12 protein-coding genes, 1 tRNA gene and 1 pseudogene are annotated in these 20459 nt (G+C 70.0%); 8 read left to right on the forward strand and 6 right to left on the reverse strand.

Annotation, left to right across the window (positions count from 1 at the left end; genetic code table 11):
- Positions 1 to 150 precede the first annotated feature (150 nt).
- The gene (locus BS83_RS01230; protein WP_037599779.1) at positions 151 to 2760 is read right to left on the reverse strand and encodes an ATP-binding protein; all 2610 of its coding nucleotides are present in this window, start codon (positions 2758 to 2760) and stop codon (positions 151 to 153) included.
- Positions 2761 to 3126: 366 nt separating this feature from the next.
- Here BS83_RS01230 and BS83_RS41155 point away from each other — a divergent pair, with 366 nt between their 5' ends.
- A complete protein-coding gene (locus tag BS83_RS41155) occupies positions 3127 to 3465 on the forward strand; it encodes a hypothetical protein (RefSeq protein WP_051942326.1) in 339 nt (112 codons plus the stop codon).
- 159 nt (positions 3466 to 3624) lie between these two features.
- Positions 3625 to 4375: pseudogene (locus tag BS83_RS01240) on the forward strand (transposase family protein).
- Positions 4376 to 4381: 6 nt separating this feature from the next.
- Here BS83_RS01240 and BS83_RS01245 read toward each other — a convergent pair.
- Positions 4382 to 5065, reverse strand: coding sequence for a hypothetical protein (locus tag BS83_RS01245; RefSeq protein WP_157596701.1), 684 nt, complete (start codon positions 5063 to 5065; stop codon positions 4382 to 4384).
- A 290-nt stretch (positions 5066 to 5355) separates the two neighbouring features.
- Here BS83_RS01245 and BS83_RS01250 point away from each other — a divergent pair, with 290 nt between their 5' ends.
- Complete coding sequence (locus BS83_RS01250) at positions 5356 to 6573, forward strand: YVTN family beta-propeller repeat protein (RefSeq protein ID WP_408640947.1); 1218 nt, start codon at positions 5356 to 5358, stop codon at positions 6571 to 6573.
- Positions 6574 to 6680: 107 nt separating this feature from the next.
- Positions 6681 to 6754, forward strand: a tRNA-Ile gene (locus BS83_RS01255).
- 55 nt (positions 6755 to 6809) lie between these two features.
- Here BS83_RS01255 and BS83_RS01260 read toward each other — a convergent pair.
- Entirely contained in the window at positions 6810 to 7100 is a 291-nt protein-coding gene (locus BS83_RS01260) for a hypothetical protein (RefSeq protein WP_037599784.1), read from the reverse strand.
- Positions 7101 to 7516: 416 nt separating this feature from the next.
- On the opposite strand from BS83_RS01260, the gene BS83_RS48685 reads away from it, so the two are divergent.
- The 3 genes from BS83_RS48685 to BS83_RS01275 all read left to right on the forward strand — a co-directional run bounded on the left by BS83_RS48685 (position 7517) and on the right by BS83_RS01275 (position 10146).
- A complete protein-coding gene (locus tag BS83_RS48685) occupies positions 7517 to 7867 on the forward strand; it encodes a helix-turn-helix domain-containing protein (protein ID WP_037599786.1) in 351 nt (116 codons plus the stop codon).
- A gap of 225 nt (positions 7868 to 8092) precedes the next feature.
- The gene (locus BS83_RS01270) at positions 8093 to 8881 is read left to right on the forward strand and encodes an ATP-binding cassette domain-containing protein (RefSeq protein ID WP_198035084.1); all 789 of its coding nucleotides are present in this window, start codon (positions 8093 to 8095) and stop codon (positions 8879 to 8881) included.
- The gene (locus BS83_RS01275) at positions 8878 to 10146 is read left to right on the forward strand and encodes a sugar ABC transporter permease (RefSeq protein ID WP_037599788.1); all 1269 of its coding nucleotides are present in this window, start codon (positions 8878 to 8880) and stop codon (positions 10144 to 10146) included. Before BS83_RS01270 ends, BS83_RS01275 begins: the two co-directional genes overlap by 4 nt.
- 41 nt (positions 10147 to 10187) lie before the next feature.
- Here BS83_RS01275 and BS83_RS01280 read toward each other — a convergent pair whose 3' ends face one another.
- The 3 genes from BS83_RS01280 to BS83_RS01290 are packed head-to-tail and all read right to left on the reverse strand — an operon-like array spanning position 10188 to position 17497.
- Positions 10188 to 10748, reverse strand: coding sequence for a response regulator (locus tag BS83_RS01280; protein WP_051942328.1), 561 nt, complete (start codon positions 10746 to 10748; stop codon positions 10188 to 10190).
- Positions 10735 to 14604: a hybrid sensor histidine kinase/response regulator gene (locus tag BS83_RS41160; RefSeq protein WP_084713006.1), complete on the reverse strand. Its 3870-nt coding sequence runs from the start codon at positions 14602 to 14604 to the stop codon at positions 10735 to 10737. Before BS83_RS41160 ends, BS83_RS01280 begins: the two co-directional genes overlap by 14 nt.
- 16 nt (positions 14605 to 14620) lie before the next feature.
- Positions 14621 to 17497 carry a helix-turn-helix transcriptional regulator gene (locus BS83_RS01290; RefSeq protein WP_037599789.1) on the reverse strand — a complete coding sequence of 959 codons (2877 nt, stop codon included), beginning with the start codon at positions 17495 to 17497 and terminating at the stop codon, positions 14621 to 14623.
- A 65-nt stretch (positions 17498 to 17562) separates the two neighbouring features.
- Between BS83_RS01290 and BS83_RS01295 the strand changes: the two genes are divergently transcribed.
- A complete protein-coding gene (locus BS83_RS01295; RefSeq protein ID WP_037599790.1) occupies positions 17563 to 20445 on the forward strand; it encodes an ATP-binding protein in 2883 nt (960 codons plus the stop codon).
- Positions 20446 to 20459: the final 14 nt, after the last annotated feature.

Genomic DNA, 20459 nt, shown 5'->3' on the forward strand with positions numbered 1-20459 from the left:
AGACGCCGCCACTGCTGGTTGACCTTGCGAGGGTCTGGCCGCCCCGGCCTCGGAGGCCGGGGCGGCCAGCTCACGCTTGGAGCGCAACCGCCAGGGTGAGCAGGGTTGTCCCCACACCGACCGTGGACGCCCCCGCTTCAATGCCGCAGGCTAGACGTCCGGGTGCTCGGACGAGCGGATCAGCGCGATCAGTTCGTCGTGGCAGCGACTCTGGAAGGGTGCGGCCCCGAGCGCCTGGTAACGGCTGTGGGCGTTGCGCAGGTGGGTGATGGCGAGCTGTTCCGCGCCGCGGGCCGCCTGCAGGTGGCCCAGGGCCTGCTCCAGCCGGGCCCGGTGAAGGGGGATGTCCTGCGGCGACTTAGGGAGCGCGAGTCCGGCCTCATAGGCGGCGGTCGCGGCGTCGATGTCGCCGCGGTACTCCAGCAACTGCCCGGACAGCCATGCCTCGATCGGGCCGAGGCAGGGGGCGTGCCGGGTGAGCTCCCGCAGTTCCTGGACCGCGGCCGTGGCCCTGCCGATGCGACCGGTCCCCAACAGGGCCTCGGCCAGCAACGGCAGCCACCAGTAACGGTAGGCCCGGATCCAGCCGCCGGAATGGTCCCGGATGGGTCGCAGCGCCGCCGCCATCGCGTGCAGGTCACCTTGAGCCTGGGCCAGGACCGCACCGGCCATCGCCGGGTACACCTCGAACTGTTGCGGTCCGACGCGCTGAACCCAGTATCGCGAGGCCCGAACGTGCTCGCGTGCCGACTCGAACGCCCCCCGGCCCGACGCGGTCAAGGACGCCACCATGTGGGCACGCGCGCAAGCCCAGGGGTGGTCCAGCCCCTCGGCGATCGACAGGCAGTGCTCGGCGTTGCCGGCCGACTCGTCCCAGACGCCGCGCTGGTACTGGCCCATCGACAGGCAGAAGTAGGCGAGATCCCCCGACCATGCCTCGGCAGAGGTCGTCGAGGGTTCACTGAGGGCGAGCCGGGCGTGCCGCTCACCCGCTGTCGGCTGCACCAGCGCGACGTGCGCCAGTGCCAAACACGCGTGCCAGTAGGCGTTGGCCGGGACCGCCGGGCCGCCGGCCTGACTGGTCCACGGCTCCACCGCGGCACCCACATGCGCCAGCGCCGCCTCGGGTCCCTCGACGAGCAGGTGGCCGATCAGCATCGCGGTGCGCGCCGGGGCGGCGAGATGCGGCACCGTGCCACTGGTCGCCAGCACCTCCTGGGCGTACTGGAGGCCCACATCACCAAGGCCGTGCCAGCACGACAGCGCGGCGATGAGGTTGCCCGCCTCGGCCACGACCCATTCCAGCCCGGGTTGCCGGGCAGCCGCCCGCATGGCCGCGGTGAGCCGCTCGCGCGCTACCGGGTACGCGCCCTGGTAGCCGGCGGCCACACCCAGCGCGCAGTCCTTCAGCGGCGACGGTGAACACGCTTGAACGGCTTCGAGCGCCGGCTGCGCCCGGTCCATCCGCCGACCGGACAGCAACTGGATGACCGCGGTAAGCAGGCGACGCTCCCGGTCCTCCCGCTTGTCGGACAGGTCGGCGGCCCACAGCAGCCAGGTGGCCGCCCGGTCGGTGTCGCCGGCGGCGATCTGTTCCCACGCCGCCGTCTCAAGCTCGGCGGCGATCGACTGGGTGTCGGCCTGCTGGGCCGCAGCGACCCGGTGTGCCCACTTCGAGGGCCCCTCCACCACAGGGACAGCCGCAAGGTGAAGCTCGCGGCGGCGCGTGGGGGCCAGGGCCGAGTACACCGCTTCGCGCTGCAGCTCGTGTGCCATACCGATGAGCGTCGATCCAACGCCCTGCCACTGCACGAGACCGAGCTGAAGCGGGCGCTGCAGGGCACGCCACGGGTCGGCGAGATTCGCGACGGCCGCCGCCAAGGTAGGGGGGACGAAAGCATTCAGTACCGCGAGTGCGTCGACCAGGCTGCGGCTTTCCGGGTCCAGGCCGTCTAGGCGCGCCCGCATCGTTGCCACCAGCGAGCCGGGAACCCGGGACGCGCCTTTGGGGCCCTCGGCGTCGGCGAGCACCATCTGCAGGTACAGAGGATGGCCTTCGGTGCGCAGGCACAGCTCCTCCACCGCGCGCCTGCTCCAGGGAACCGCGGTGCGCAAGGCGGTGAGCGCCGCCACGCTGCTCACATCGAGCCCGGGCAGCGACATCCGCACGAAGTCGCCGACGGTATCCAGGAGTCGGGGGCCGGGGCCGCCCGTCGGCGTGCCGGAGACGGTCTGCACTGTCGCCAGCACCAGCAAGGGATCGCTGCGGCGCTCTCGCAACGCCATCCGCAGCGCCTGGCCCGAGGGCCAGTCCGCCCACTGCAGGTCGTCGACCGCCAGCGCGACCGGACCCGAATCCAGCAGCTCGTCGACGAGCAGGCGCAGCTGCACGCCGACCGCGGTCAACGACGGCGTGGGAGGGGCCCCCGGTGCCGTCGCGAGCTTCATGATCGCCGGATAGCGATCGAGCCGTCCTTTGGGAACTCGCGTTGTCAATTGCCCGACCAGGCCGAATGGCATGTCGCTCTCGGACGGGTCACAGGTGGCGCGCAGCACCGTGAAGCCACTGAGCCCGGTGAGAAATTGGTTGAGCAGCGCCGTCTTGCCGATACCGGCCTCGCCGTCGATGCAGAAGGCCACCGAGTGCCGGTCCCGTGCCCGCTCGGCGCTGCCGGCCAGCTGTTCAAGCTCATGACCGCGGCCGACGAACATCTCGTCGGTTCTCGCGGCGCTGCGAGCTTTCTGACCGAGCTCCTGCATACCTCGACGGTAACCCTCGGACGGGGGCCTGAGGTAGTCCGGACCCGGCCCGAGCAGCGTGAGAATCCTCAGCAGCGCACTTCGCTACCCGGAGGGCTTCCCTGGCGGGCCGCGCTGCCGGGTGGACCCACGGGCATCATGGGCCTCCCATCAGCCGTCGAGGAGGCCGCGATGCCAGAACCCGCAAATGTGTGGCGGCCACTCCCCGCGAGGCCGGGCTGCGGGGGTCGGCCGTGTCGGCGCCGGAGCAGGAGACTGCCTCCCGCGAGGCTTGCGGCGCTGCTGTTGAGGTGGGGGTTGCGGCGATACCGCCGCCCTGCCCAGGACCAGTCGCCGCCGGAGCCCGAGGCCTGTGCACCGCACAGCGTGCCGCCGGTCACTGCCGCTGCGCCCGAACCCGCCCGCCGCGCGGGGACGGGCGACTTTGTGCACCACCCGTCCGGGCTTCTGCCCGCCCTGGAGCTGACGACTGCCGCCACTCAGGTTCAGGACGACCCCGAGCTGTACGAGGAGGCCTTCCAGCGGGTCCTGCAGGAGGTGGTCGACGACGCCGATCCCCAGCGTTCGGTCGCGGAACTCATCTTTTGGCTCTCCGCCCTGTCGGCCGGATTCCTGGACCAGCTGGCGAGCATGCTGCACACCGACCGGAGCGTCGTAGTGGCCTCGATCATGGGAGCTTTTCCGGATCCGGAGCGTGAGGATTGAGGAGCGGTCGGAAGGGCCGGATCAGTGAGCCTTTTCAGAGTGGGCACCGATCGGGTGATGTCTCCCGGCACCGCTGACCGCAGGAGAACGCCACGCCCGAGGCCCTCGGGGTGTTGAGAGAGGTGCTTGAAGTCTCAACTCATCACCCAGAGGGCCTCGTTGGTCACATATCCTGCCGCACTCGACCTGCCCCATGCGATCGTCGAGTGGGTCACCCATGCTGATTGTCACCCGTGAGGGTCACCGCCGGTGCAAGCTCCGCCCGTCCCAGCGCGCCCTGATCGCTCTGGTGTACCTGCGCAAACACGACACCCTGGCCCAGCTCGCGGCCGGCTTCGGGATCAGCGTCGGCACCGCCCACGCCTACGTGCATCAGGTCACCGACCTCCTCGCCCACCGGGCGCCGGGTCTGACCCGGGCACTACGCGAGGCCAATGAGGAGTACGTGCTGGTCGACGGCACCCTCGCACCGCGCGACCGGGTCGGCGACGGCCGCGCCGACTACAGCGGAAAACACCGCCGCCACGGCGTGAACCTGCAGGTCATCACCGGTCCCGGCGGCAACCTGCTCTGGGTCTCCCGCCCGCTGCCGGGCCGCACCCACGACCTCACCGCCGCCAGGCGTCACCGCGTCATCGCCACCTGCGCACGGCTGCGGATCCCTGCCCTCGCCGACCTGGCCTACACCGGAGCGGGCCCGGGTGTCGCCGTCCCGGTCCGCCGCCGACCGAAGCGGGAGCTCACCGCGAAGGAGAGGTCGCTGAACAAGGGCCACGCCCGGCTCCGCTGCCCGGTCGAACGAGGCGTCGCGACCCTCAAGCGCTGGCGGATCTTCCGCCATGCCCGCTGCAGCCCCAGCCGACTCGCGTCAGCAGCCAAGGCGGTGCTCACCCTGGAGAGGCAACGCTGAAAACGCTCAGTTGCCGGAGGCGCGGCTGCGTGCGCCCCAGTTCATGTAGGCGCCGGCCGCCGCCGCTGCGGCCGCCGCCCCGATCGCTGGCGCGCTGCTCCAACCAGGCATGACCGTATCCGTCCTGACGCCGCTTCGGGCGACGTCGTCCGGAGAGCGGCGCTGGTGCACGGCGGCAGCGAAGGCGGCGAGCACGGGATACAAGTAGACCTGGCTCCTGTCGATGATCGCCCTGGCCCATGCCAGCGGGTCGATCGTAAAGGTCCGCATGGCCCGGGCCACGGCCTCGGCGTCGCCGGCGTTTCGGCGGACCGTACGGCAGAAGCCGAGGTCGAGTGAGGAAGCCCCGTCAAGGACCGGCCACGGCGGGGTGAGGTCCGCGCCGCCCCAGGAGCTCTGCAGCATGTCCACGAAATCCTCGGGCGGGTCCTCGGTGGCAGACCACAGCAGCATCTCCCGCTCCTCCAGCAGGGCGACGACGCGGGCCGGATCCGAACCGCGTCCGCACGCGTGTGCCCAGGCGTCAAAGGCCGCGATCCGCTCGGCGCTCAGGTTGTCCCCGATGCTCAGCTCGGCGAGGTCTGCCTGATCCAGACAGGCGCGGTGTTGTTGGTACCAGGGCATGCGGTTCCGATCCGAGTTGAACTGAGGGTGTTCTCCATTCGTGCCATGCGGCCAGGGGGCGTGCAAGGGATCGCCGTCGCCGGTGCCCTGTGGTCCTTGGGGCCTGCACGTTGGGGCAGCGAGTCGCGGCTGAGCCTTGCCAGGGGAAGCGGTGACATGGAGCGGGCGGCGCCCGGGAAAGCCCGGGCGTGACCCGCCTGGGTCGATCAGCCGCTCACCATTCGGGCGACGCCCGTCCGCCACCGGCTCCGGCCTCACTTCAGCCTGCTCCATGTGGAGTACCCGCCGCGCGCCCGGGTGGGCAGCGGCGATACCAGAAGCGACGATGATCGCATGAACGCCAAGGTACTGAGCTGATGCGTCGCCGTCCCCTGACCTCGGCCGCCTTCTGCTCCGTCGTGCTGATGTCCACCGTCCTGCCCGGGGCGGTGGCGGCGGTCGTGACGGCCGACGGGACCGGATCCCTGCCGCCGGCGGACCTGATCGCCGCCCCGAAGGCCGGAGCCGCGGTGAAGACGGTGGCCGAGGCCAAGAGCGGCGACGCCACGCTGCCGGGCATGCCGCGGCTGCTGGATCCAAAGGACGTCTACGCCGCCGACCGGCCGAACGCGTTCTCCCCGGTGGTGAAGAGCTTCCCCTCCCGGGTCTACGTGCCGAACACGCTCAGCAACACGGTCACCGTCATCGACCCCGCCACCTACAAGGTGATCGACACCATTCCGGTCGGCGACCAGCCGCAGCACGTGGTGCCCTCCTGGGACCTGAAGACGCTCTGGGTCAACAACGACCTCGGCAACACCCTCACCCCGATCGACCCGGCCACCGGCAAGGCGGGCGCGACGGTCGACGTGCACGACCCGTACAACCTCTACTTCACGCCGGACGGCAAGTACGCCGTGGTGATGGCCTCCGCCGACCACCAGCTGGTCTTCCGCGACGCGCACACCATGAAGGTCGTGAAGGCGATCCCGTCCCAGTGCGCCGGCGTCAACCACGCGGACTTCTCGCCCGACGGCAAGTACTTCATCGTCTCCTGCGAGTTCTCCGGCGACCTGCTCAAGGTCGACACCGCGAAGATGGAGATCGTCGCGAAGCAGAAGATCCCGATGAACGGCTCGATGCCGCAGGACGTCAAGATCTCCCCGAACGGCAAGGTCTGGTACGTCGCCGACATGGTGGCCAACGGCGTCTGGGAACTGAACGGCGACACCTTCTCCAAGCCGCAGCTGCTGCCGACCGGCGCCGGCGCGCACGGCCTCTACGTCAGCCGTGACTCGAAGGACCTGTACATCTCCAACCGCGGCGAGGGCTCCGTCTCGGTCCTGGACTTCGCGACCGGGCAGCTCGTCCACAAGTGGTGGATCCCCGGCGGCGGCAGCCCGGACATGGGCGGCGTCTCCGCGGACGGCAAGGTGCTCTGGCTCACCGGCCGCTACAACAGCGTCGTCTACGCGATGTCGACGGCCGACGGCAAGCTGCTCGCCAAGATCCCGGTCGGCGACGGCCCGCACGGTCTCTGCGTCTACCCGCAGCCCGGCCGCTACTCGCTCGGGCACACCGGCATCTTGCGCTGACCCCCGCTGACCAGCTCTTCGCGCCGGCGCCTGTCCTGTCGGCTGCGGTTGCCGCGTGCGACGCCCCCGCTGATAGTGGGAGGCACCGTGTGGTCGGTTCCCCACGAGGGGCGGTAGCTCAGCCGGTCAGAGCAGGGGACTCATAATCCTCCGGTCGCGGGTTCAAGTCCCGCTCGCCCCACCGGGTCCTCTCGCGCAAGTTCCGCCATGCTCGGCTGCACCACGGCACGGCCGCATCAGAACGTCGCGTGCCGGGTCAGTGTCGGGGCGGTGGTGCGTACCAGCAGGACGTGGCCAAAATCCACGGTCACCGCGAACGTGCCCTCCACGCCCTCACGGGACGCGGTGAGAGTCACCACTGAGCGGCGCTGCAACCAGGAGGCCAGGTCCTGCGGGCCGGGTACGGGTCCGTGCAGCGTCAGGATCACCTCCCGGTCCCGGCCCGCGGGCAAGAGGTAGAGCAGACAGCTGGGCTCGGTCTCACTGTCCGCAGCGCAGGCGTCGACATGGGATCGCTCGTGGTTCATCGGTCGGCTCCTTCGCCAGTCGCAGTCGCGTTCGACGCGGCAGGGCGCACAGCCCGGTTCTATCCTGGCCCCGGGGCCGCTCGCATGCGACCTTGAGCGGCCAAAACGGGCGTGTCGGAGTCGGACGGACGCCCGGATGCGGCTCCGGATAACTTCGCCATCTTCGTCGCGTCGCTCGCCGACTGGCTTCCGGCTCATGTTCGCGGCTGCAGTTCATGCCGTGGCGACGCTGGCTTCCCACCTTGCTGAGACGTACGCTCAGATCCTTGACTTCCTCCGACAGTCTGTGAAGCTCAACCTGCTGGCCACTGCACGGCGGTCCGCCGAGAAGGCGAATCACCGCACCCTGCCCTGCCCCGCAGGCGCTTCGCATCCTTCCCCGGCTGAAGCTCGGGGGTACCCACGAAGGACATCGGATGAACCCTGGGCGTCCGGCACCGAAGCTGCCCCCTGCGCTCACTGCCTTCGCGGACGTCGTCGCGCCCTATGCGGACCTGCTGAGCACACCGGACCGGCAGGACACGGACTCGGTGACGCCGAAGCACAAGCCGGTCAGGGGGGTTGCCCGGGTGGCGCTGCAGGCGCGTGCCCGGGCCGCCTATCAGGATGGCGCCACCATCAGGGAGGTGGCGAGCCTGATCGGCCGCAGTTATGGGGCGACGTACACGCTGCTTGCTGAGGCTGGGGTTCTCCCGAGCAGGCGGACCGGCGCCGTTCGGTCCGGTGTCGAGCGGACGGGTGGCTCGGTGGAGTCCCCCTGGGGGTAGGCGGGCCCAGGGCCATTTTGCCCGGTATGGGCAGTGTGTGGGGCGTGTCGAGGTTCTCGAGCCGCCCGCGGTCGGCTGCCTGAAGGCACTGCCGCCGGTTCATCTCGTCGCCCGAATGCTGCCCGAAAGTATTGCGACGGCAATACTTGCCTATGCATATCATGGGCCGTCCGCCCGTCGCCGTACCGGTGCCGCTGGCGGTTGCCCATGCAGCGGGAGAAGGAGTTGGTTCATGTGACAAGCGCGCCCGTACTGGCGTTGCGCGGAGTCTCCAAGCGGTTCGGCGCCGTCCAGGCGCTGACCGACGTCGAGCTGGAGGTCCACGCCGGAGAGGTGACGGCGCTCGTCGGTGACAACGGAGCCGGTAAGTCCACCCTGGTCAAAACCATCGCCGGGGTGCACCCCATCGACGAGGGGCAGATCGAGTGGGAGGGGCGTCCGGTCACTGTCAACCGCCCGCAGGACGCCCAGCATCTCGGGATCGCGACTGTCTACCAGGACCTCGCCCTCGCCGACAACCTCGATGTGGTTGCCAACCTTTTCCTGGGCCGTGAACTGATCAAGAGGGGCACCCTGGACGAGGTCGCGATGGAGAAGCGCGCCCAGGAGCTGCTGGACACGCTCTCCATTCGCATCCCCTCGGTGCGCATCCCGGTCGCGAGCCTGTCCGGCGGTCAGCGCCAGGTTGTCGCGATCGCCCGCTCGCTGATCGGTGAGCCGAAGGTCGTCATCTTGGACGAGCCCACCGCGGCCCTTGGCGTCGAGCAGACCGCCCAGGTCCTGGACCTGGTCGAGCGGCTGCGTCAGCGCAACCTCGGCGTCATCCTGATCAGCCACAACATGGTCGACGTGCGCGCGGTGGCGGACACCGTGGCGGTGCTGCGGCTGGGGAAGAACAACGGAACCTTCCCGGTGCGGGAGACCACGCAGGAGACCATCGTCGCCGCTATCACCGGGGCCACCGACAATGCGGTGACCCGGCGCGCGGCGCGTACCGCGGAGGCAGTGAAGTGAGCAACGACACCAAGACCACCACCGTGACCACGCCGCCCCCGGCCGTCGACCCCCGCCTGCTGCAGCGCGGGTCCGGTCTGAGCGGCTACGTCGACGAATTCGTCCGCAAGGTCCGCGGCGGCGACATCGGCTCGCTGCCGGTCATCGTCGGCCTGGCCATCATCTGGCTGGTGTTCAGCCTCGACGACGGCAAGTACTTCACCGCTTCGACGGCCGAGTTCATCGCCTACTACATGGTCGGTATCGGCCTGTTGTCGATGGGTCTGGTCTTCGTCCTGCTGCTCGGCGAGATCGACCTGTCGGTCGGCTCGGTCAGTGGTCTGGCCGCGGCCGTCTACGCCGTGCTGTCGGTCAACCACCACGTCAACCCGTGGTTGTCGGTGCTGCTCACGCTGCTCACCGGTGCCGCGATCGGCTCGCTGCACGGCTGGGTCTTCGCCAAGATCGGCGTGCCCGCCTTCGTGGTCACCCTGGCGGGTTTCCTGGCCTGGCAGGGCGTGATGCTGTGGCTGCTGGGCAACTCCGGCACCATCAACCTGGACGACAAGGGCCTGAACCACTTCCTGTCCGGGAACTCCTACTTCCTCGGCGGGGACATCTCCGGTGGCTACCTGCTGGCCCTGCTGGGAGTGCTGTCGCTGCTGGCCGGCAGCTTCGTCGAGCAGGCGCGGCGCCGTAAGGCCGGCGTCCCGTTCCGTCCGACGGGCGAGATCGTGCTGCGCGCGGGGCTGCTGGCGATCGGCGCCTTCGGTGCGGCCTACGTGCTGAACCGGGCCAGCGGCGTGCCGAACGCGCTGGTGGTCTTCGTGGCGCTGCTGATCACTTGTGACTTCGTGCTGCGCCGTACCCGCTTCGGCCGCAAGATCTTCGCGGTCGGCGGCAATATCGAGGCCAGCCGTCGCGCCGGTATCTCTGTTCCGGCGATCCGGATCTCGGTCTACGCGATATCGGGCACCTTCGCCGCGCTGGGCGGCCTGGCCATCGCGGCCACCACCAACGCCGCCGGTCAGGCGGGCGCCGACCCGAACAACCTCATTCTCTCCATCGCCGCGGCCGTTATCGGCGGCACCTCGCTCTTCGGCGGCCGCGGCCGGGTCTGGTCCGCGTTCCTGGGAGTCCTGGTCATCGAGTCGATCAACGCCGGCCTCTACATGCTCGGCCTGACCCTCGACATCCAGTACATGATCACCGGTGGTGTGCTGCTGGCCGCCGTGGTCGTCGACTCGCTGGCCCGGCGCACCCAGAAGTCCTCCGGGCGGGGCTGACGGCGGGGAGTTCTGCGGGGGCGGGCGCGGTTCCGGGGCCGCTACCGTCCGTCGTCGGCCCGGCGCAGGCGCTGGACCTCACGTGCCAGACGTCCCACCGCGCCGCCGGCTTCGAGGAGGGAACCGAGTGCGGGGGGAGCGGGTTCGGCGTCGTGGACGGCTGCCACCACGTCCGCGATCAGGCTGATCTGCTCCTCGTACCGTGCCTGGAGCTGCTGCAGCTGGCCTTTGAGGAGAACCGCGTTGACGCGGGAAACGAGCAGGAGCGAGTCCAGGGGCTTGGGGAGGTAGTCCTCGGCCCCCAGCTCCAGGCAGCGGATGACACTGTCCATCTCGCCGAGCGAGGACATCATGATGACGGGGGTGTCCCTGAGGGCCGGGTCGTCCCGAAGCCGCTCCAGCGTGGCGTACCCGTCGAGCTCCGGCATGATGATGTCGAGGAGCACCACGTCGAAGTGCCCCTCGCGCAGCTTTTCTAGGCCGATCAGCCCGTTCTCCGCGGAGTCCGTCTCCAGACCGCCGACCTCCAGTCGGTAAGTGAGCATCATCCGGTTGGTGCGGTCGTCGTCGATGACGAGGATGCGGCCCTCACTTGTGGTCATTTCTCAGCTCCGTCTGCAGTGTCTCCAGCGCCTGGCGGGCCTTGAGGTACTCCGATTCCAACTGGGCCACCAGTGGCCCGGCCGAGTCCACCGAGCCGGAGGCGCCGAGGTCTTCCGCGGCCTGGCACAGGGGGACCAGTCTGCGGAAACCGAAGGTGTTGCCGTGCGATTTGAGTGTGTGCGCCGCCCGCCGGAACGTGGCTGCGTCGTGGTCGGTGAGACTGTCGTGGAGGTCGGTCATGAGGGTGGGGGAGTCCTCGCGAAAGGCTTCGATGAGGTCGACCACGAAACCTCTGTCGAGTGATTCGACCAACTGCCGGACGGCCTCCTGGTCGAGCGGGCCTTCCCCCGCGGCTTCGCGCCTGTCGGACGCGTCGTGGTGCCTGACATCCCGTGGTGCGAGCTGCACGCATCGACTGAGCGCGGCCGCCAGTTCCCCGACGTGCAGGGGTTTGCTGAGGTAGTCGTCCATGCCGGCGGCCATGCACTGGTCCCGGTCCTCGGGCATGGCGTTGGCCGTCAACGCGATGATGCGCGGGCGCTGGCCTGCCGGCCAGTTCTGGTGGATGCGCCGGGATGCCTCCAGGCCGTCCATCAGCGGCATCTGCACGTCCATCAGGACCACGTCGTAGCTTTGCCCGGCCAACGCCGCCAGTGCCTGTTCCCCGTCCGCGACTACGTCGGCCGTGTAGCCGATCTTGGCGAGCATCCGGACGGCCAGTTGGCGGTTGACGTCGTTGTCTTCGGCCAACAGGATGCGCAGCGGTACGAGGGGTGTCCGCTCTGGGGCGGTGTGCCCGTGCTGCGGCCGGCTCTCCAGTTCCTGCTCCATCTCGTGCTCCAGCTCGCCGGCGCGCAGGGTGTGGCACAGGTCGTTGTAAAGCTGGGAGAATCTGACCGGCTTGACCTGATATGTCACGAACTCCGCCAGTTGTTCTGAGGGTGCGTCCGGGCGGCCGAGGGACGTGAGCAGGATGAGTGGGAGCTTGCCCCGGTCACGGTAGCGCCGGATCTCCTGGGACAGCATGATCCCGTCCATTCCTGGCATCTGCATGTCGAGCACGCCCACGTCGAAGGGGTCGCCCCGACGGATCCATTCCAGGGCCTCCTGCTGGGAGCCCGTCGCGCGGACCACCATGCCCCAAGCGGTGCCCTGGTGGGTGAGGATCATCCGGTTGGTCGGGTTGTCGTCGACCGCGAGCATCCGCTTGCCGCTGAGTTCGATGAGCGAGGTGACCTGACGTATCCTCAAGTTCTGGGGAACCTCCGGGACCCGGATCGTGAAGTGGAAGGTCGAGCCGACCCCGACCTCGCTCTCCACCCGCATGTCTCCCCCCATGGCCCCGGCGAGCCGATGGCTGATCGCGAGACCGAGGCCGGTGCCGCCGAAGCGGCGCGTCGTGGAACTGTCCGCCTGCTCGAACGGCTGGAAGAGTGCACCGATGCGGTCGGCGGGGATGCCGATACCGGTGTCGCGCACCGTGAAGTGCAGGAGGAGGAGGCCCTCGTCGTCGCTGGACGGCTCCCGGTTCACCGTCAGCACGATTTCCCCGCTCTCGGTGAACTTCACCGCGTTGCCCAGGAGGTTGATGATGATCTGGGACAGGCGGACGGGGTCGCTCATGATTTCGTCGGGCATCTGGGGGCCGATGAAGTACGCGAGGTCCAGGGTTCCCTTCTCGGTCGCCCTGGGCATGATCACATCGAAGGCCGATTCGATGCATTCGCGCAGATCGATCGGCTTGCTCTCCAGAACGAGCTTGTCGGCCTCGAATTTCGAGAAGTCCAGGATGTCGTTGATGATGGCCAGCAGGTTCTCGCCGCTGTTCTGCACGATCTTCGCGAAGTTCCGCTGCTCGCTCGTCAGGTCGGTTTCCAGCAGGAACTCGGTCATCCCGATGACGGCGTTCATCGGGGTGCGGATCTCATGGCTCATCGTGGCAAGGAAGATGCTCTTCGCCTGGCTGGCGCTCTCGGCCGCATCCTTGGCCAGCCTGAGCGCTGAGGCGGCACGCTCGCGCTCCAGCACGCGTCCCAGCTGCGCCCCGAGATTGAGCAGCAGAGTCAAGGTGGCCTCGTCCGGAGCGGGGGCCTTCAGGGTCAGGAAGTCGAGGACGACGGGGATCTCCACGCCGACCGCCACCGGGAGGGCAAGCCGCCCGGTGACGCCGGCGTGGTGGGCCAGGGCGCTGGTGCCGTCGGAATCGTCTGCCGCGTCGGCCAGCCATGCCGGGCGGCCGGTCGTCCGTACGGTGGTGGGAAGGCCGTTCGGCGTCCGGCGGACAAGGGCGGCGACGGCCCGCACCTTCGTGGTGGCTCCGGCGTCGTCGAGATAACGGATGGGGGAGTGGGTCAGGACGTGACCGTCGTCACGGCTGTGGCGCAGTGCCGACGGCACCTGCCAGGCCTGCCCGACCGGCCAGTCCATGCTGCCGGCGATGAGGGACAGGACCATGCCGAGGGCCTCGTCCCAGTCCGCCGCCTCGTTCGCGGTGGCGGAGACCCGCTGGAGCAGGCTGAGGGAGGCGTTGCGTTCGTGCAGCTCGGCGGTCCGGTCCTGAACCTGTTGTTCCACGGCCGCGTAGCTGTCCTGCAAACGGTCGGCCATGGTGTTGAAGCCCACGGCGAGTTCGCCGATCTCGTCCTGGCTCCGGACTGCCGCGCGCCGGCTGAGGTCGCCGGTCGCCAGCGCGTGGCTGGCGCCGGCCACGGTGGCGACGTTGCGCGAGATCCGCCGGGCAAGGGCCAGAGTAAGGCCGATGATCATGGCGAAGACGAACGCGAGGCTGGCCAGCACCAGGAGGTTGCGTTGCTCCAGGCCGTGCTGGCGGGCGTGGAGCATGGTGCTCTCCTGGTCGAACAACGAGCGCCACAGCGCGTTGTTCGCTGTCAGCGCGGCGGTGGTCTGCGTGGTGTAGACCCCTGGCGGAAGGGCGATCGTGCCGGCGGCGACGATCTGCTGGTCGGAAGTTGCGACCACGGTGCGAACGGTCTGGGTCGCGGCGGTCAGGAGCGGGGCGAGGGTTGGCTGCAGGGCGGTGTTGTGGTTGAACGCCGCGGTGTCGGAGAAGGCCCGGTGCAAGGAGTCGTCGAGCTGTGCGACGTTCTGGGCGAGCACGCTGCTGGCCTGGGAGACCTCGATCCGGTCGGAGGTCGAGGCGCGGTGCCGGGCGAGGATCGGGGCGGCCGAGTCGCCGATCGCGTGGAGCTGGTTGACCAGCGCCGGTTCCCACAGCAGCAGCCCGGTCATCGTGTAGTACGTGTCGAGATCGGGGTCGAGGATGAGCTTGGAGGAGTCCCCGACGTAGGAGTAGAGCCCGAGAAGGTTGGTGACCAGCTGTCCGTTCTGTGTGTCGCTCGCGCCAGCGGTTCCCGGCGGCGTGGCCTTCAGCTGGGCCCACTGCGCGGCCAGCCTTGACGGTACGAGGGCGCCTTGCCCCTTGGCGTCCAGTACGTCGGCCGTTGTGCGCAGCGGCTGCTGCAGACGCGCGTCGACGGTCAGCAGTTGGTTGAACCCGGAATCGAGGGCGGCGGTGTTCGCCTGCAGTTGGCTTGCTGCCACGGAGCTTCCGGCGAGTTGCCCGTGGTCCAGGGTGCGGTGGACTGAAGCCTCCTCGACCAGCGCGCTGAGCGGGCGCAGGTAGTCGATCCCCTGCAGCTCGCTCGCCGCGAAGTCGATTCGGACGTTCTGCTGGTTGGCCAGTGCTGCCGCGGCCAGGCCCACGGGGACGACGAACGCGAGGCAGATCGCCATGAGCTTGTGCCGTAGGCGAAGCCGGAACCTGCGCCCCGGCTTGCGGTGCGGCCCCACCTCACCAGGGACGTGCCCGGCCCCGGCGCCGGATGCCGTCATCATGGCTCGGCCACTTTACTCAGCGTGGCTGCGCGAAGGCCGCGAGCTTCTCGGCGAGCTGCTGACGACCGTTGATCCCGAGTTTGCGGTAGGCGTCCTGCAAGTGTGCCTCCGTGGCTTTCGTCGTGGTGAAGACTTCCTTGGCGATCTCGCGGTTGGTACGGCCGGCCGCCGCCAGCTCGCAGACGCGGCGTTGCGTCGGCGTCAGAGCCGCCACACCGGTGCTTTCCAGAGCATGGGCGGGGGCGATGCCGGCCGCCGCGAGTTCGGCCCGGATCCTTTCGGCCAGCGGCGATGCGCCGCACTGCAGTGCGGCGCTGAGCGCCTCCTGCAGCACGGGAGCGGCCTCCTGCACTTGGCCCGTATCGCGCAGCACGGAGCCGTAGTCGCCCAGCGCCTTGGCGTACTCGAGGCGGGCGTTGGAGGGGCGCAGCCGGGTCGCTGCTTCGCGGAACCTGATGAGGGCCTCCTCGGGGGAGGGCTCCAGCCGGCCCAGCACCCGCAGCGCCCGGCCCCAGGCGCGCGGTGCGCTCCAGTTGCGGGCCAGGCGCAGCCCCTCGTCGGCCAGGACACGTGCCTCGTCGTTGCGCTGCAGCACGTGCAGACACAGGGCAGCCTCGGACTGCCAGGGCACCAGAGCGGGGTTCTCACCGCCGGCGGAGACGAAGGAGCGCCCTGCGGCCAGCGCGGAGTCCAGCGCCTGCTCCGGCTTGCCGGCGCGACGCAGCAACCTGCATCGGCTGAGCAGCAGGTGGTACATCAGGCCTGTGGAGGGGACAGGGTCCGGAGCGCCCACCCAGACCAGGGCCGCTTCCGCCTCCGCCAGGCGTCCCTGCTCCAGCAGCAGGTCCGCCAGCAAGGGCCCAAGGACGAGCCGTGGGAGCCGGACCGAGGCCGCGTCCGCTGCCGAGACGGCCTGGCGCGCGTCGGTCTCGGCCTCGGCGAGGTTGCCTCGGGCCAGCCAGGCCATGGCGCGATAGGTCAAGGCCACGGCCAGGCTGTTCATGGATCCGGCGTGATGGGCGTGGGCGACCGCCTCGTCCAAGCTTGTCATCACTTCGTCCCGGTCGGCGCTGATCAGCGCCAGCCAGCCGAGGGACAGACCGACGTCGCCGGCGGTCAGCTGCAGGAGATCCGCAGGGTTGTGCAGGGCGCGCAGCGCCCGGGGGACCGCCCTGGGATCGCCGAGCACGGTGTCGTGGCCTGCGATCACGCAGTCGAGTACGCGACCCCCTGCGGTCGGATACGTGTCACGGGAACGCAGTTCGGAGACCCGCCGTAGGATGTCGCGCCGCGTCTCGGAGCGGCCGGGCTCGTAGAACGGGATCGACAGGATGCACGCCTGGAGCTGGTGCAGCAGTTCGGTCTCGTCCTCGGGAACCTCCGCCAGCGCGCCCTGCCAGACCTCCAGCGCCTCCTCGTGGCAGTGAAGCAGCAGCAGGCTGCTTCCGAGGGCGAGCGCGATCTCGGCCCGGCGCTTCGGGCGGTGGGCCAGCTTGTGGGCTTCGGCCAGGTCTCCGACCGCGGCCTGGGGGTCGATCAGCAGCGACGCCAGGCCGAGTTCGTACAGGATGCCCGCTCGCCTGTCCTCCGGCGGGGGCTCGCCCACGCACCGCCGCATGAGCGTCACAGCCGTCTCCGGTGACCCGCGAGCCATGGCCGAATCCGCGGCGTCCAGCAGCAGCTGAACGGTCTCGGCCCGCTGGCCTGGCGCGGTGTGCAGGAGGTGGAGCGCCGACCGCTCGGGCGGAGTTCCGGCGGCGTCCAGGAGCTCCGCCGCCTGGAGGTGGGCGGCTCCGCGCTCGTCCACCGGGACGAGGTCGTGGACGGCTGCGTGCACGACGGGATGGACGAAGACGATGTCCGCGGTCTCCTCGCCCGGAGGGTCTCCCGTGACGCGGCCGGTCGCCTCCAGCGCGGTCAGCGCCTGCCGTGCGGTCTTGAGCGGCATCCCGCCCAGCTGTGCGGCCTTCTCCAGGGGGGAGCGCTCGCCAAGGACCGCCGCTGCCCGGGCCAGACGTCCGCATTCGGCCGGCAACCCGGCCAGCTCCTGCGTCACCCGGTCCGCGACGGTGCGGGCACCGGCTTCCGCCGTGGTGGCGGCCTGCGGGGCGGCAGGCAGAACGCCCTGCCGAGCCAACGACCGTGCCAGCTCGGTGACCAGCAGTGGGTTCCCGCCCGTGGCCGCATGACAGGCTCGGGCGAACTCCCCGTCGACGGGCTGCGAGGAGTCCGGTGGCAGGAGTTGCCGGCCGACCACCGCGGCGGTCGCCTCCAGGCCGAGCGGTTCCGGGCGCAGCACGGAGCAGGCCGGGTCGCTCATGACCTGTTCCAGCAGCGCGGCGGGCTGCTGTTGCCCGGCCGGCTCGCTCACCGCTGCGACCACGAAGCAGCCGAGGTGAGGAAGCCGGGGCACGAGATAAGCGAGGTAGCGCAAGGACGCGGTGTCCGCCCATTGCGCCTCGTCGATCAGCAGTAGCAGCGGCCGGTCGTCGCACAGGTCCGAGGTCAACCAGAACAGACTGTGCAGGACGGAGAACTCACCCCCGACCGAGTCCGCGGGCGCGGTGTCGTCCAGAGCCCGCCTGGCCTGCGCGGTCGCCCCGGACAGCAGCTCCCGCCGTTCGTGCGCGCCCAGCTGCGCAACGATCGGGGTGAACAGCTGGCGCACGACTCCGTAGGGGAGGTCCCGTTCCAGCCGTGACGCTCGCGCGGCGGCGATCTGGAAGACGGGCGAGGCCACGCCCTCTGCCCGGTTCAACAGGCTGGTCGTGCCGATGCCGACTGGGCCTGTGAAGATGAGGGCCCTGCCGCGGCTCTCCTGGGCGCTGGCGAGGCCCGCTTGCAGTGCACCGAGCTCTGCACCTCGGTCGCAGAGCTCCGCTGCGGGAACCATGGATCAAGTATGCGAGGTTTCCCCCTGGACTGGAAATTCATAAGTTTTTAGGGCAGAACGGACACATGACCGAGTCAAGGGAGTTGCTCCCGACACCGACGGGCGGCGACATCGGATTCGTCGGTCGGCAAACCCAGCTGGAGCAACTGCGGGTGTGCGCCGCCGGAGCGCGCGACGGGGTGCCTTGGATCGTCGCCGTTGAGGGCGAGGCCGGGATCGGCAAGACAGCCCTGGTCCACGCGGCGATGGGCCAACTGGAGGACTACGACGTGCTCTGGGCCTCGTGCGACCCGTTCGAGCAGGACTACCCCCTCGGCGTCGTGGAGCAGATCGTCAGGCGCCTTCCTGCCCCGCTGCTCGCCGACACCGCCCTGGTCAAGGCGGGTGCACTGGCCGGCACATCGCCCGCGCAGGTCGGGGCGGAACTCGTGCGGCTGCTCACCGCCGCCGCGAAGACCCGTCCGGTCGCGCTCGTCGTCGACGACGTGCAGTGGGCCGACCCCGGCTCGATGGCGGCGCTGGGCTTCGTCACCCGGCGGCTATGGGCCGAACGGGCGCTGATCCTGCTGACGGCCCGGACCGAGTCCGAGCACGCCAGCGGTTCGCTGATCGGTACGGAAAGCCACTGGCAACGGATGATCAGCGGAGCTGAACACGGCCTTCGCATCAACGTTCCAGGGCTCGACGAGACCCAGATCCTCGAACTGGCCCGACGCCTCGGCGCCCCCGCACTCAGCCTGTGGGCCGCCCGGCGCCTGCGGGAACACACCGGCGGGCAGCCGCTCTACCTCCGCTCGGTGATCACCGAGACCCCGGTCGAACAGCTCAACGACGAGCAGAGCCTCCTCGCGGCCCCGCAGTCCCTTGCCGCGGCGATCAGGTACACCCTCGACCGGCTCCCCGCCGACAGCCGGTCCCTGGTGGAGTCGCTGGCCGTCCTCGGCACGACGGTCCCGCTTCCGCTGGCCGCCCAGGTCGCCGGTGTGCAGGACTCGACGACGGCACTCGAACAGGCGCTGGACGCCGGCCTGGTGCAGTGGTGGCCGAGCGACCCCTCCAGTCCCCTCAGGATCAAGCACCACGTCCAGCAGGAAGCGATCTACCAGACCATCTCCCCCTCGCACCGCCAGGCGCTGCATGCCGCGGCCGCGTCCCTGGTGGACGTCAACGCGTCCTGGGCGCATCGGGTAGCGGCCACCAGCACAGCAGACTCCACTCTGGCCGCCGAACTGGAAACCGAAGCCGACCGGGTCGCCACCACCGGACACCTCGCCCGGTCGGCGACGCTGCTCCTGTGGGCGGCGAGCCTGTCCGAGGCACGGCCGCAGCATGAGACGCGGTTGCTGCGTGCCGTGCTCCGCCTGCTTCTGGCCAAGGACTACACCCGCGCCGCCACCAGACGAAAGGACGTCGAGGCCTGCACCGACTCCGCCGTGCGGACCTGTGTACTCGGCGGGCTCGCCTACGCGGAGGGAGACCTCAGGACCGCAGAACGCCTCTTCACGGACGCGTTGAACAGTTCCGAGGCGGAGGGCGAGGGGGCGCGGGCCGCGGCGCTCGCGCGCGTCTGGCTCGGCGCCACCTACACCAGGCAACGGCGCGGCAGCCAGGCCCTGCCCTTGTTGCTGCGTGCCGCCGAGCTGGAACTGCCCGCCCCCCGGGCCGTCAACTACGCGCGGCACGTACTGGCGGTCGCATCGGCGGACATCGGTGGCCCCCGCACTCACCGGTCGGCGCTCGCCCGCATCGACAACGACCCCGAGATCCATGCGCAGGCGGCGCTCGCGGCCAGCCTCCTGCTCAACCCACGCGGGATCCTGCGAGAGATGTCGAACGAACTACACGCTGGCATGGCCGACCTGCCGACGCTGGTCCGCCGCCAACGAGCCGGCGAGGCGGCCGCCCAGGTGCAAGGAGCCGAGTACTTCGTGCTTGCCGCCTTCCAGTACCTGGCCGGGGCGTGGGACGACGCCCGCACCACCGCGCGGAACGCACTGACCGTGGCCGCAGCCGGAGGGCAGCTGTTCGGATTCTCGGCCGGCCACGCGGTGGCCTCGATGTCGGCCGCGGTCGAAGGCCGGTGGGACGCCGCCCAGGCCAGCCTGCGGGCTGCCGAACGCGCCGCCGACCAGCGGCACCTCGCCCTCGACGCCGTGTATCCGATCCTCGCGGCCGTCGTGCTCCATCAAGCGCACGGCGAAGCGGCCGCCATGGCGGCCGCACTGCAGCGGCTCCCTGCGCCGGGCGACGACATCCAAAGCCTCGGATGGCAGGTCTGGTGGCTCCCCCTGCAGGTGGAGGCCGGCGTCGGCACCGGCCGACTGGAGGAAGCCGCCAACGCCCTGGCCCAGCTTAAGACACTCGCCGAGGACGTCCCCTGCCTACGGCTGACGACCTGCTGGCTGGCCGGCGCGCTGTACGAGGCGCGCCGCGATCCCGGGCGGGCCGAAACCGCCTACCGGGAGGGGGCCGCCCTGCCGACCGACTCCGACGAGATCCCGCTGCACCGCGCCCGACTGGAACACGCGTACGGAAATCTACTGCCCGACTCCGAACCCGACGCGCGCAGACTCCACCTCGAACGGGCCCTTGACCGCTACCAGGCGATGGGAGCTCACTGCTTCGCCCTGCAGATCGAACAACAACTGGACGAGGCCGCACCGGCCACTCCGCCGGCCGATCACGCCGCCTCGGCGCCCGCCGAACCTCCCTCGCCGCCACCGGCCGCCGCGCTGCCCGCCCGCCTGGAGGCTCAGCTCACCGACCGGGAACTGGCTGTGGCCCGCCTGGTCGCCGAAGGGCTGACCAACAAGGAGGTCGCAGCGAGCCTCCACGTCAGCGCGAAGACGGTGGAGTACCACCTGGGCCACGTCTACACGAAACTCGACCTCACCTCCCGCCGCCAGCTGCGGGCCGCCGTGCGCAAACCCGACGAAGGCCAGGAGTGACACCCCCGCGCGGG

Source organism: Streptacidiphilus rugosus AM-16, from assembly GCF_000744655.1.
Classification (GTDB): domain Bacteria; phylum Actinomycetota; class Actinomycetes; order Streptomycetales; family Streptomycetaceae; genus Streptacidiphilus; species Streptacidiphilus rugosus.

Excerpts from the sequence above, each read along its gene's own strand:
- BS83_RS01230 (WP_037599779.1), bottom strand. The coding sequence starts at position 2,760 with ATGCAGGAGCTCGGTCAGAAAGCTCGCAGCGCCGCGAGAACCGACGAG.
- BS83_RS01250 (WP_408640947.1), top strand. The coding sequence starts at position 5,356 with ATGCGTCGCCGTCCCCTGACCTCGGCCGCCTTCTGCTCCGTCGTGCTG.
- BS83_RS01260 (WP_037599784.1), bottom strand. The coding sequence starts at position 7,100 with ATGAACCACGAGCGATCCCATGTCGACGCCTGCGCTGCGGACAGTGAG.
- BS83_RS48685 (WP_037599786.1), top strand. The coding sequence starts at position 7,517 with ATGAACCCTGGGCGTCCGGCACCGAAGCTGCCCCCTGCGCTCACTGCC.
- BS83_RS01280 (WP_051942328.1), bottom strand. The coding sequence starts at position 10,748 with ATGACCACAAGTGAGGGCCGCATCCTCGTCATCGACGACGACCGCACC.
- BS83_RS41160 (WP_084713006.1), bottom strand. The coding sequence starts at position 14,604 with ATGATGACGGCATCCGGCGCCGGGGCCGGGCACGTCCCTGGTGAGGTG.
- BS83_RS01290 (WP_037599789.1), bottom strand. The coding sequence starts at position 17,497 with ATGGTTCCCGCAGCGGAGCTCTGCGACCGAGGTGCAGAGCTCGGTGCA.
- BS83_RS01295 (WP_037599790.1), top strand. The coding sequence starts at position 17,563 with ATGACCGAGTCAAGGGAGTTGCTCCCGACACCGACGGGCGGCGACATC.